Source organism: Pseudomonas sp. C9-3 (assembly GCF_032392015.1).
In the GTDB taxonomy this organism is placed as follows: Bacteria; Pseudomonadota; Gammaproteobacteria; order Pseudomonadales; family Pseudomonadaceae; genus Pseudomonas; species Pseudomonas nitroreducens.
The window spans coordinates 980,742-993,243 of record NZ_CP135919.1; the positions used below are offsets into that span (position 1 = coordinate 980,742).

The window sequence follows — 12,502 nt, forward strand, 5'->3', positions numbered from 1 at the left end:
TGAGGAGGCGGTGTGAAAGGTAGCGATATAAGGACGGTCGAAGGCGAAGATTCTTCGGTGGGCGCCAAGGGCCGGGATTCTTCTATTAAAAAGGGGATGTTGCTTGCGCTGCCTGTGATATTTTTTGTTGCAGCATTTTATCTTTTGTCAAATATTTCTGCTCCCATGCAGCGTGATGGTGCTCATTTCGTTTTCATGGCGAACAATATTGCTCATGGACTGCCTCCTTACTGGGCTTCATTCGAAACCAAGAACCCCTTGGTGGAGATATTCTGGAGTCTGTTTATTTTTGTGCTTGCGAAATCGCAGGGGATTTTGGAGTCCGTCCGCATTGCTGAGACTATCTGGATAGCCAGTACCGCGACTTTGATCTTCCTGACCATATTCTGCGTATCCCTGGAAAAAAAACCGAAAGGGCGCACATTGTTTGGCTCGGTTGGTCTATGGTCAGGCCTGTCCGTCGCGCTTCTATATCTGGTTCTGGCCCTTGATGTCAGGGTTACTGATGATGGTCTGAATATCGCGCTGTATCAAGGATTGCCGGAGCTGCTGCTCATAGTCTTGCTGCTGCGTCTGCCTTCTCGGCACCACTTTATCCACGGCGGTGCTGTTGGGGTTGTGATTTTCCTGTCGTGGTTCGTCAAACAGACATCTTTGCTACCGGAATTCCTCGTCATTGCAGGCTGCGCAGTGGTACTGCGCGGCCAATTGCGGCTTTCCTGGTGGGGAGGGTGCTTCCTCGGTGCCGTCGGAGGTGTGGCTGCTTTTGCATTGCATTTGTTGGTGACCGGGACTTTGGATAATTATCTTCTGGGAAGTACCATCTATAGATCTGGAATTGCACCTGCATTGATGTCCGAATTCTGGAGTAATGCCCTGGCCTCCTATTCGGTTCCAATTTGGTCGCTGTCATTTGGGCAGTTCCTGTCGGTACACCGTATATGGACCACAATTGCTCTTGTTATTTTAATTCCGGTGGCAATGGCTTGTCTTTATCGGTCGCGTGAACGTGCATGGAGTGGAGCGCGCCTAGCTCTACTGTTGTCGATTTTATGGATGTTTGGTGCTTGGTTGCAGGCTGTCCTCGCGCTAACCTTCTTTCCTCATTATTTCCTTTCGTCGTTGGCCCCTGTCGCATTGGTCTCCGGTGTTTTAATTTCTATGGCTCGTCGCCCGGCTGCGTTAGCTCTATCTGCAGGAGTGCTGGGTTTGTTTTTTGGTTTGATCGGCAGTTATGCCGATATGAAAGAGTCTAATATGCTGAGGGGCGAACTGGCGCCCATCAATATTTCCACTGCACAGGTGCTTCGCTTTATCAAGCCGGGTGATCGTGTCTTCAATTGGAGTGGTTTGCCCCATGTCCTCGTGGCTTACGGAGCGCCTAGCTCCTATGCACTAAACATGAATTGGCCGTTTATCATGACAGGGCTGCCGGATGATACTAAAAAGAGGATGCTGAGAAACGTTCTGCGAGTGCCGCCCGATGTGGTCGTGGCGATGTATGAAAGCTATCCGAAGAATCAGGGCATAGCTAATTACGCTATGAATGAAAGTGTCCTGAAAGAGGTTACTGGCTTGGACTATGTGCTCGTGTATCGGAGCAGCACGTTGCCAGGTCGCTATGGCGACGCTGTCAGCGTATTTCGAATGAAGACCGAGCTCAATGGAATTGAGGGGGGCACGTCAACCCGGTGAGCTGGGACCTGCGTCGCCTTCGTTCGTATCTGCAGCAGGCGTCCGATTGCATTTCGCCTGAGACAGGTCCAAGAGGGTTGCGGCTGTTGTGCCGACGCAGCATGTCCATCGCCCAGGCAGTCAACTACCCTCCAACCTCATGTAGGCGTCGATTGTTCTGGCGGAAATTGATTCGACTCCCCCAGCAGCCGAATACTCTGCGATGTTGTCAGACTGATGCCCGCCTCGCGCAACCCGCTGAAGATGGTGAACAGCAGATCGCTCTTGGTGCCGTACACCGCCCGTGGGCTGCTGACGTTGCCGGAGGCGGCCAAGGTCAGGCCGGTGGCGCTGAGGTCCTTGAAGGTCACCGAGGGCGCCGGCGTCTCGACGATGTTCTCGTGCTCGGTGTAGGCCTTGAGCATCAGCTCGCGGACCTTCTGCACGTCAGTATCCAGCGGCAGGGTCAGGTTGATGCCGACCACGCCCAGGGCGCTGCCCATGGTCACGTTGCGCACGTTCTGCGAGATGAACTGGGAGTTGGGCACGATGACCGTGGACTGGTCGGACATCTGGATTTCCGTGGCACGCACGTTGATGCGGCGGATGTCGCCCTCGACGCCGCCGGTCAGGCTGACCCAGTCGCCGACCTTGACCGGGCGCTCGGTGAGCAGGATCAGGCCGGAGATGAAGTTCTGCACGATGGCCTGCAGGCCGAAACCGATACCTACCGACAGGGCGCTGACCACCCAGGTCAGGCTGGTGAGGTTGATGCGCAGCGCCGAGAGCACCAGCAGCACCAGGATGACCATGCCGATGTAGCCCACCAGGGTCACCAGCGAGGCGCGCATGCCTACGTCCATGCTGGTTTCCGGCAGCAGTTCCTCGGCCAGCCAGCGCTTGAGCAGGCGCAGGCCGAACAGCCCGGCAGCCAGGGTGCCCAGCGCCAGCAGGATGTCCTGCGGGACGATGTTCAGCCGGCCCAGGGACTGGCCGCTTTCCACCAGCCGCACCAGGCCCTGCAGCAACTCGCCGGGGCTGGTGCCGGTGGTGGAGAAGGCGATCAGTATCGTCGACAACACCAGCAGCGTGCGCCCGGCACCGGTCAGCAGGGTGGCGAACTGCGCCTGGTGGCGCGGGTCGACGCCAAGGTTCTCGGCCAGCCGCGCGCCGATCTTCTGCCTGGGTGAGAGCAGCGCTTCGCAGAGGTCGACGAACAGGGTCGTGAGCAGGTACCCCGTGGCACAGACGACGCTGGCCCAGAGCAGCTTGCCGGCGAGGAAGTAGGCCAGCGACAGGTAGCCGCTGACCAGTGCCAGGACGATCAGCAAGACGATGATCATCATCGCCAGCACAATGATTCCGGCCAGCGCCGACGTCTCGTGGCCCTCGGCCTCACGCCGCGCGCGTCGGTAACGGTACAGCGCGATGGAGAACAGCATGGCGGTAGCGATGGCAGTGATGGCGTTCACCGCAACGGTCAAAGCCAGGCTGGCGCCGCTGACGCTGTTCAGGCGCTCCTGGGTGCCGAGCACCAGCAGCAGCCAGGCCATCAGCCAGGGGAAGGGGGAGAGGGCGTCGGCCACCGGGTCGGGGAGGTCAGGCAGGCGCCAGGACGGTCTTTGTACGGCGAGCAGGGCGCGGCCCAGACCGGCGGTAAAGGTGCAGAAAATCACCAGGGTCAGCAACTGGTCGCCCAGGTTGGTCATGGTGCCATTGAGCTGTTCGTGCCAGTCCAGCCCTTCGCGGATCAGCGCGGCGGCGCCGCCCAGGGTGACGATGGTGGCAAGGCTGACCGCCACGGCAAGGGCGCTACGGCGCAGGCGGCCCACGGGAATCCAGCGGATCATCGCTTTGGTCAGCAACTGTTCGAGCAGGCGCCGGCCGGGGATCCACAGCAGCGCGCCGACGATCAGGCAGGCGATGAAGGGCCAGCGGTGTTCCGGTTGCCAGGTCAGTGCGAAGGCATCGCCGATCTGCCCGCGAATCGCTTGCAGGCGGGACAAGTCGTCGTCGGTGGGGCGGATCAGGCTGGACCAGAAGCGAGGGCTCAGCGGCGGCGGGTAGCGCGTGGCGATCTGCGAGTTGAACTGGCTGCGCCGCAGGTTGACGATCTGCGCGGCGAGGTCCTGGGCGTTCTTGTCCAGCTGATTGGCGCGTTCGAGCTGTTTCTGCAGGTCCTTCTGGGCATCCGTCAGGTCGCTGCGCTGTCTGGTCAGACTCTCGGCCTCGTTAGGCGTGACCGGGCCGAGCACCTTGAGTTGATCCTCGGTGCGCGAGAGTGCCGTGCCGATGTCGGTGGCGTTCTGTTCCGCGCGGGCCTGCACGGCCAGCGCGGACTGCCGCAGGTTTGACAGCAGGCCATCGTCACTGTCGGCCGAAACGCGCTGGCGGATCAGTTCGAGACGGGCGCTCAGTTGATCGACGCCAGCATCTTCGGGCAGGTCCGGCAACTGGATGGAATCGCCTGCCTGGACGTCGGTCGGCTCGTCGGCCAGCACGGCGCCTGTTCCGGCCAGCGACAAGGTGAGCATCAGCAGCACGCGGCTGCAGGCATGCACTAAGGTTTCCCGCATCTTCCCCCATCCTGTGGTCAAAACGCATGTGGGTGTTCGACCGGACAATAGCCGGGACAATTCCCTGGAGCATAGCGCCGTAGTGGCTGGTGCTTGTCCGGCTGGTGCGGATAATCAAGGTATGCAGATGGTTAAGGGTCAGAAATTCTGGCCACATCGATCCCCTTTTGGCCGCTTCCGCTGTTTTGTGCAGCGCGGTCGCTGGGCAGAATTCCCCCACCGGACAACAAGAATCCTTCAGAGGGTACTCCCATGCTTACCGTGTACAGCGATGATCACCGCCTGCATTTCGGCCAGTCCGAACTGGTCGACGGCAAACTCCAGCCCTGCTTCGAAATGCCCAGCCGCGCGGACACCGTGCTGGCCCGCGTGAAATCGCAGAACCTGGGCGAGATCATCGAGCCCAAGGACTTCGGCCTGGAGCCGATCCTGCGCGCGCACAACACCCGCTACGTCGAATTCCTCAAGGGTGCCTGGGCGCGCTGGTCGGCCGAAGGCCACACCGGCGACCTGGTCTCCACCACCTTCCCGGGGCGCCGCCTGCTCCGTGATGGTCCGATCCCGACTGCGCTGATGGGCGAAGTGGGACACTACAGCTTCGACACCGAGGCGCCGATCACTGCCGGCACCTGGCAGGCCGTGTACAGCTCGGCCCAGGTCGCGCTGACCGCCCAGGACCACATGCGCCAGGGTGCCAGCACCGCTTTCGCTCTGTGCCGTCCGCCGGGCCACCACGCCGGCAGCGACTTCATGGGCGGCTACTGCTTCCTGAACAACGCTGCCATCGTCAGCCAGGCCTTCCTCGACCAGGGTGCCAAGCGCGTGGCCATCCTCGACGTCGACTATCACCACGGCAACGGCACCCAGGACATCTTCTACCGCCGCAACGATGTGCTGTTCGCCTCGATCCACGGCGACCCGCTGGTGGAGTACCCGTACTTCCTCGGCCACGCCAACGAGCACGGCGAGGGCGCCGGCGAAGGCTACAACCACAACTACCCGCTGCCGCACGGCACCGGTTGGGATGGCTGGTTCGCCGCGCTGGACGATGCGTGCCGCAAGATCGCCGACTACGCGCCGGACGCGGTGGTTGTATCGCTGGGCGTGGATACGTATAAGGACGACCCGATTTCCGAGTTCAAGCTGGACAGCCCGGACTACCTGAAGATGGGCGAGCGCATCGCCGCACTGGGTATCCCGACCCTGTTCATCATGGAAGGGGGGTACGCGGTCGAGGCCATCGGCGTCAACGCGGTGAACGTGCTGCAGGGCTACGAAGGCGCTGCACGCTAAGTAGAGAAGATCGGGCGGATGAATTTCCGCCCGATTGCTTTTTATGGCTCGCGACCCGTCGTTTGTAATGGTCAGAGTGCGAGCGCATCCAACTGGGGAAGGACATGAACAAGAATACCGCGCTGCGCGGCCTGCTCGCCGCCGCCGCCCTCGTCACCGCCGGTGCCGCCAGCGCCGCGCCGGAAGTGCGCATCTACAACTGGTTCGACTACATCGGCCCGGACACCCTCAAGGGCTTCCAGAGCGAGACCGGCATCAAGCCGCAATACGACGTCTACGACAGCAACGAAGTACTGGAAGCCAAGCTGCTGTCCGGTCACTCGGGCTATGACGTGGTCGTGCCCAGCGACAGCTTCCTGCCCAACTACCTCAAGGCTGGCGTGTTCCAGCCGTTGGACAAGAGCAAGCTGCCGAACTGGAAGAATCTCAATCCCGCCCTGCTGAAGGTGCTGGAGAGCAAGGACCCGGGCAACCAGTACGTGATGCCCTACATGTGGGGCACCAACGGCATCGCCTACAACGTCGACAAGGTCAAGGCCGTGCTCGGCGACAACGCGCCGGTGGACTCCTGGGACCTGGTGTTCAAGCCGGAGAACCTGGCCAAGCTGAAGTCCTGCGGCGTGGCCTTCCTCGATTCGCCCACCGAAGTCATCCCGCAGGTCCTGCATTACCTGGGCCTGTCGCCGAACAGCCACAACCCGGACGACTACAAGAAGGCCGAGGCGCTGCTGGCGCAACTGCGCCCGCACATTACCTACTTCAGTTCTTCGAAGTTCGTCACCGACCTCGCCAACGGCGATGTCTGCGTGGCCCTGGCCTGGTCCGGCGGCGCGATGCAGGCGGCCAACCGTGCCAAGGAAGCCAATAACGGCATCCACATCGAGTACCGCATTCCCAAGGAAGGCGCCGCAGCATGGTTCGACGTGCTGGCGATTCCGAAGGACTCGAAGAACGTCGAGCAGGCCCACGCCTTCCTCAACTACCTGCTGCGCCCGGAAGTGGTCGCGCCGATCTCCGACTATGTCGCCTACGCCAACCCCAACCAGGCGGCGGACGGGCTGATCTCCAAGGAGCTGCACGACAACCCCAACGTCTACCCGCCGGCGGACGTGCAGGCCAAGCTGTTCTCTGTGGAGATGCTGCCGCCCAAGCTGGAGCGTATCCGCACGCGCACCTGGACCCAGGTGAAATCCGGCAAATAATGTCGCCCACGGCGCTCTGAACAGCGGATTTCCGTTGGCGGCCGGGCGCCGCGAACTGGCATGATCGGCGGACCCTCTTCGAGGAGGTCCGCCGATTCTCATTGGGCTTCCCGATAATCCTCACTTGCTGAGCCTTGAGTGCTGAGCTTTGCTGCCGAGCCTTGCCATGACCTGCCGGACTGCTGCACACGCCTTCTCAGGGAGGCGTTCATGAATTCCCCAGCCAATATCGTCGAACGCAAGGGCGCCGATGCCTTCGCCATCCAGGTCATGACCGGCCTGTGCATCATCTGGGGTATCCAGGCGGTGATGGTGAAACTGGCCGCTCACGACATCGCGCCGATCATGCAGGCCTTCGGCCGCAACCTGGTGGCCGCCGTGGTGGTGGGGTTGCTGATGTGCTGGCGCGGCGGCTGGGAAGGCTTCCTGCGCCATGGCACTGTCAAGGGCGGGCTGCTGGCTGGCGTGCTGTTCGCCGCCGAGTTCTTCTTCATCGCCCAGGGGCTGGTCTATACGTCGGCCTCGCACATGGCGGTGTTCATCTATACGGCACCGATCTTCTCGGCGCTGGCGCTGCACTTCCTGCTGCCCAGCGAGCGCCTGCGGCCGTTGCAGTGGCTGGGGATCGGTGTGTGCTTCGCGGGTATCGCGATGTGTTTCGGTGGCGGGTTCGACCTGGCGAACATGGATGGCCGCATGCTGCTGGGCGACGCCTTCGGTGTGCTGGCCGGCTTCGCCTGGGGCATGACCACGGTAGCAGTGCGCACCACGCGGCTGTCCGAGGCCAAACCGATCCTCACGCTGTTCTACCAGTTGCTGATCGCTGCCCTGCTGCTGCCTTTCGCCGCGCTGGCGCTGGGCAAGACCCAGGATGTGAGCTTCACCCCGATTGGCGTGGGCAGTGTGCTGTTCCAGGGCCTGGTGGTGTCGTTCTTCAGCTACTTCACCTGGTTCTGGCTGCTGCGCCGCTATCTCGCGTCGAACCTGGCGGTGTTCTCGTTCATGACGCCGATGTTCGGCATCGCCTTCGGTGTGCTCATCCTCGGTGAGCCGCTTACCCTGAACTTCGTCGCGGGCGCCGCGCTGGTGCTGGCGGGGATTACCCTGGTGAGCAGCGAGCAGTGGATTCGCCGGATGCTTTCGCGCTGAGGGGGAACTGTCGCGCTCTTGATTCAGGTCAGGCGTCGCGGCGGGGTAAGACGATAGTCTTTGTTTCAAGGAGTGAGTGGCACGGGCGGAGAGTGGGACGCCGGGCTATTCTTCCTAGGGCGGCCCATGGTGGTAACGGGCCGCCCGACCCGAATTCGCACGAGGAGGTATCCATGAAAGTCTGGCTGCAAAGCATTGCGTGGAAACTCGGTGTCACGCTCGGCCTGATCGAGCCTCCACGTCTGCAACCCATCCCCGTCCGCAGCGACGAGCAACGTCGCCTGATGGAGCAGCGTCGGCGCTACTGATCGCGCCCGCTACCGCAAAAAAGGAAAACCCGCCAGCTGGCGGGTTTTTTCTTGTCCGTCATTCGTGGGCCTTGAACCAGTCGTCGATCATCCCTTTCAGCCTTTCCCCGGAGAAACTCGGGAAGTGCCCGCCATGCACGGTGCGCACCGGCAGCTCGCGCAGGCGCGAAAGGCTGGCGGCGTAGTCGTCGAGATTGGAGTGGTAGGCGTCCTCGATCAGCGGACCGTCGTAGATGATGTCGCCGGAGAACAGCGTCTGCGTCTTCTCTTCCCACAGGCTGATGCCGCCCGGCGAGTGACCGGGGGTGTGCAGGACCTGCAGGGTGCGGTCGCCCAGGTCGAGCACGTCGCCTTCGTCGATGGTGCGGGTGGCCGGCGCGGCTTTCACCCGGTATTCGGCGTAGCACAGCGGGCAGTCCGGGTGCGCGTCGAACATCTCGTCGTCGACGAAGGCGGTGGCCAGGGTGCGCTCGCCGTCGGGGCTGGCGAGGATGTCGGCTTCGGCCGGGTGCACCAGGCGTTCGTCGAACTCGTGGTGGCCGGCGATATGATCGAAATGGGTATGGCTGGCCACGGCCAGCAGCGGGCGGTCGGTGAGCCAGGGAAGTTGTTCGCGCAGGCTGACCAGGCCTGAGCCGCTGTCCACCAGCACGTCGCGGTCGCGACCCTGGATATGCCACATGTTGCAGCGGTAGAAGGGGCGGACGTAGGGCTCGTGGATCAGGCTGACGCCGTCGTAGCAGTGACGGACCTCGAACCAGCGGTCGCGGGTGACGATCTTCATGAGTCGGGTTCCGGGCGTTTTGTGTGGGAGCGAGGGGGACGCCTAGTCATTGCTCGCGAACAAACCCCGCCACGAAGCCGGGTTCGCGAGCAAGCTCGCTCCTGCAAGGAGACTTCACCCTAACCTCTCCCAGGGGGAGAAGGAACCGTTCGGAGCCTTGGGGGATTGGAGCGGCGTCGCCGGTAGCTGCGCCGCCGCTCGGCTCTGGCGGATTCCCGCTCCCCCTGGGAGAGGGCAGGGCGGAGATGAAATGGCTCGAACGTAGGAGGGGTGGAGCGGAGCGATACCCATGCCGATGGGTATCGCAGGCTCCACCCCTCCTACGAAAGCGTTACGGTGCGAAAGGCGCCGCTTCCATCACTTCCACGATCAGCGGGCGATCGCTCGGGGCGTTGCGCAGCAGTTCCTGCAGGTGCGCGTGGTCGCGGGCGCGCTCGGCGGCGCAACCAAAGCCCTTGGCGATGGCGAGGAAGTCCGGGGTGTAGATGTCCACGCCCAGCGGGGTGATGTCGCGGCGTTCCATGTAGCGCTTGATCTCGCCGTAGCCGTGGTTGTTCCACAGCAGGACGATGATGCCCACCTTGGCTTCCACGGCGCTGGCCAGCTCGGTCATGGTGAACTGCAGGCCGCCGTCGCCCATCAGGCTGATCACCGGGCGGCCCGGCTCGCCGAGCTTGGCGCCGATGGCGGCCGGCAGGCCGTAGCCCAGGGTGCCGTAGCCGGTGGAGGCGTTGAACCAGCGGCGACCGCCGTCCAGTTCCACCAGGTGGTTGCCGCTGTAGACAGTCTGCGTCGAGTCGCCGACGAAGCGCGCGTCGGGTAGTACTTCGAGGATCTTGCCGAACAGCTCGCGGTAGTGCGCCCAGCCGCTGAAGTCCTCGGCCAGTTGTGCGCGTACCTTGGCTGCGCGCTGGGCGCCGGGGCTGTTGGCGTCGGCCTGGCGGGCCGGCAGCAGTTCGAGCAGGGCGCGCATGGCGGTGCGGGCGTCGCTGTGGATGGCGATGCTCGGCGCGTAGTTGCGCATCAGCTGCTGCGGGTCGATGTCGATGCGAATCAGCTCGCCGCCGATCTTGAAGTTGCCGTCGAACACCACGTCGTAGTCGGTTTCGCCCAGCTCGGTGCCGATGGCCAGGACCACGTCGGCCTGCTCGGCCAGTTCGCGTACCGGGATCAGCGACTGGTTGCTGCCGATCAGCAGCGGGTGTTCCGGTTGCAGCAGGCCCTTGGCGTTGATGGTCTGCGCGGTCGGGGCGTCAAGGGCGAGGGCCAGCGCGCGGGCTTCGGCCTGGGCTTCGACGCAGCCGCCGCCGAGCAGCAGCAGCGGGTTCTTCGCCTTGGCCAGCTTGGCGGCGGCCTCGTGCAGCGGCGAGCGCGCCGGGGCAGGGCGGGCCAGTTGGACGCGCGGGCGCACCTGCATGTGGTCGGCCGGGGCGGTGATGATGTCCAGCGGCAGCTCGATGTGCACCGGGCGCGGGCGTTCGCTGTCGAACACGGCGAAGGCGCGGGCCAGAACGGCGGGGAGTTCCTCGACGCTCATCAGCGTGTGGCTGAACGCGCTGACGCCGGCGACCATGGCGCGCTGGTTCGGCAGTTCGTGCAGGTAGCCGTTGCCGTGGGCCAGGCGCGAGCGTTCGTTGACGCTGCTGATCACCAGCATGGGGATGGAGTCGGCGTAGGCCTGGCCCATGGCGGTGAGGATGTTGGTCATGCCCGGGCCGGTGATGATGAAGCACACGCCCGGCTTGCCGGTGACGCGCGCATAGCCGTCGGACATGAAGCCGGCGCCCTGTTCGTGGCGCGGGGTGATGTGGCGGATGCCGCTGTGCGGCAGGCCGCGGTAAAGCTCGACGGTGTGCACGCCGGGGATGCCGAAGACGGTATCGACGCCCCAGGCTTCGAGTTGCTTGACGAGGAATTCGCCGCAGGTGGTCATGGCAGTTCCTTGGAGTTCGTGGGTGAGGTGGTCGTTAATCATGCAAAAGGGCGCGGAGATCAGCTCGCCGCGCCCTTTTGCCTAGCGCAATGTCTTGTCAGGCCGCATCGGCGACAGCTGCCGGGCGGGGCGACAGCAGGCTGACGACGATGAAGCTGACCAGGCCGATGGCCAGGCTGTAGTAGATCGGGGTGTTGGCGTCGAAGCCATCCTTGAGCATGAACACCAGCGCGGTGATGAAGCCCAGGGCCATGCTGGTGATAGCGCCGGCAGTGGTGGCGCGCTTCCAGTAGATGGCACCGATCAGCGGAATCAGCATGCCGCCCACCAGCAGGTTGTAAGCCAGGGTCAGCGCACTGATCACGTCGTTCACCACCAGGGCGATCGCCAGGACCACCACACCGGTGAGCAGGGTGCAGATGCGGTTCAGGCTCAGGCGGGTGGAGCGCTGGCCGGTGAAGATCGGCAGCAGGTCTTCGGTGATGGTGGTGGAGGCGGCGAGCAGGCCGGCGCTGGCGGTGGACATCATCGCGGCCAGTGCAGCGGCGATCACCAGGCCCCGGATGCCGTCCGGCAGGGCGGACTGGACGATGGCGGCGAAGGCGTTGTTGACGTTGTCCAGGTCGGGCAGCAGCACCTTGGCGCACATGCCGATCAGTGCGCCGACCAGGCCGTAGATCACGCAGTACACGCCTGCGGCGGTGCCGGCGTACTTGGTGACCTTCTCGTCGCGGGCGGTGAACACGCGCTGCCAGATGTCCTGGCCGATCAGGATGCCGAAGAAGTAGATCAGGAAGTAGGTGATGATCGTGTCGTAGCCGATGGTGTGGAAGCTGAAGGCGGTGCTCGGCAGCTTGGCTACCAGCTCGTCCCAGCCACCGACACGATGCAGGCAGATCGGCAGCAGGATGAACATCAGGCCGACGGTCTTGATGATGAACTGCACGATGTCGGTCAGGGTCAGCGACCACATGCCGCCGATGGTGGAGTAGATCACCACGACGCCGCCGCCCAGCAGCACGGACACCCAGAACGGCAGGCCGAACAGGACCTGCATCACGGTGCCGATGGCCAGGGTGGAAACCACGCCGATCATCAGTGCATAGGCGAACATGATCACCGCCGAAGCCTGGCGGGCCATGGGGTTGTAGCGACGCTCCAGGACCTGGGTAACGGTGAAGATGCGCAGCTTGAGCAGCGGCTTGGCCAGGAACAGGTTCAGCGCGATGATGCCGGCGCCCAGTGCGGCGCACAGCCAGAAGCCGGAGATGCCGTGGACGTAGCCCAGGCGTACGGTGCCGACGGTGGAGGCGCCGCCCAGGACGGTGGCGGCCATGGTGCCCATGTAGAACGCCGGGCCGAGGTTGCGGCCGGCCACGAGGTAGTCTTCGTGGGTCTTGGCGCGGCGCATGCCGTACCAGCCCAGCCACAACATGCCAGCGGCATATATCAGTACGACGATCAGATCTAACGCCATGGTCGGCTCCTCACACTTGCATTGTCATTGTTGCCGCGCGCTTGTGGCGTGCGGTAGGGCATCGGACCGGCGGCAACCGGCCCGATGGGACTTTCGGGTAATGGGC

At 63.4% G+C, this 12,502-nt stretch carries 9 protein-coding genes; 5 read left to right on the forward strand and 4 right to left on the reverse strand.

The features are described 5' to 3' along the window. Nucleotides 1–12: 12 nt before the first annotated feature. A complete protein-coding gene (locus RS899_RS04410; RefSeq protein ID WP_315809183.1) occupies nt 13–1,695 on the forward strand; it encodes a hypothetical protein in 1,683 nt (560 codons plus the stop codon). A gap of 137 nt (nt 1,696–1,832) precedes the next feature. On the opposite strand, the gene RS899_RS04415 is transcribed toward RS899_RS04410, so the two are convergent. Then, on the reverse strand, nt 1,833–4,250 hold the full coding sequence (locus tag RS899_RS04415; protein ID WP_315809184.1) for a DUF3772 domain-containing protein: 2,418 nt from the start codon (nt 4,248–4,250) through the stop codon (nt 1,833–1,835). Between the two features lie 252 nt (nt 4,251–4,502). On the opposite strand from RS899_RS04415, the gene RS899_RS04420 reads away from it, so the two are divergent. From RS899_RS04420 to RS899_RS04435, 4 genes are all read left to right on the forward strand, one after another. Next, the gene (locus tag RS899_RS04420) at nt 4,503–5,543 is read left to right on the forward strand and encodes a histone deacetylase family protein (protein ID WP_054908192.1); all 1,041 of its coding nucleotides are present in this window, start codon (nt 4,503–4,505) and stop codon (nt 5,541–5,543) included. A gap of 104 nt (nt 5,544–5,647) precedes the next feature. Then, on the forward strand, nt 5,648–6,745 hold the full coding sequence (locus RS899_RS04425) for an extracellular solute-binding protein (RefSeq protein WP_038803404.1): 1,098 nt from the start codon (nt 5,648–5,650) through the stop codon (nt 6,743–6,745). Between the two features lie 210 nt (nt 6,746–6,955). Then, a complete protein-coding gene (locus tag RS899_RS04430; RefSeq protein ID WP_054908194.1) occupies nt 6,956–7,894 on the forward strand; it encodes a DMT family transporter in 939 nt (312 codons plus the stop codon). Between the two features lie 173 nt (nt 7,895–8,067). Further along, entirely contained in the window at nt 8,068–8,202 is a 135-nt protein-coding gene (locus RS899_RS04435; RefSeq protein ID WP_255302825.1) for a PA1414 family protein, read from the forward strand. Between the two features lie 58 nt (nt 8,203–8,260). On the opposite strand, the gene RS899_RS04440 is transcribed toward RS899_RS04435, so the two are convergent. The 3 genes from RS899_RS04440 to RS899_RS04450 all read right to left on the reverse strand — a co-directional run bounded on the left by RS899_RS04440 (nt 8,261) and on the right by RS899_RS04450 (nt 12,396). Then, on the reverse strand, nt 8,261–8,986 hold the full coding sequence (locus RS899_RS04440; protein ID WP_054908195.1) for an MBL fold metallo-hydrolase: 726 nt from the start codon (nt 8,984–8,986) through the stop codon (nt 8,261–8,263). Between the two features lie 331 nt (nt 8,987–9,317). Further along, nucleotides 9,318–10,919 carry a 5-guanidino-2-oxopentanoate decarboxylase gene (locus RS899_RS04445; protein WP_315809185.1) on the reverse strand — a complete coding sequence of 534 codons (1,602 nt, stop codon included), beginning with the start codon at nt 10,917–10,919 and terminating at the stop codon, nt 9,318–9,320. 97 nt (nt 10,920–11,016) lie between these two features. Further along, nucleotides 11,017–12,396, reverse strand: coding sequence for a sodium:solute symporter (locus RS899_RS04450; protein ID WP_233298093.1), 1,380 nt, complete (start codon nt 12,394–12,396; stop codon nt 11,017–11,019). Between the last annotated feature and the right edge of the window lie 106 nt (nt 12,397–12,502).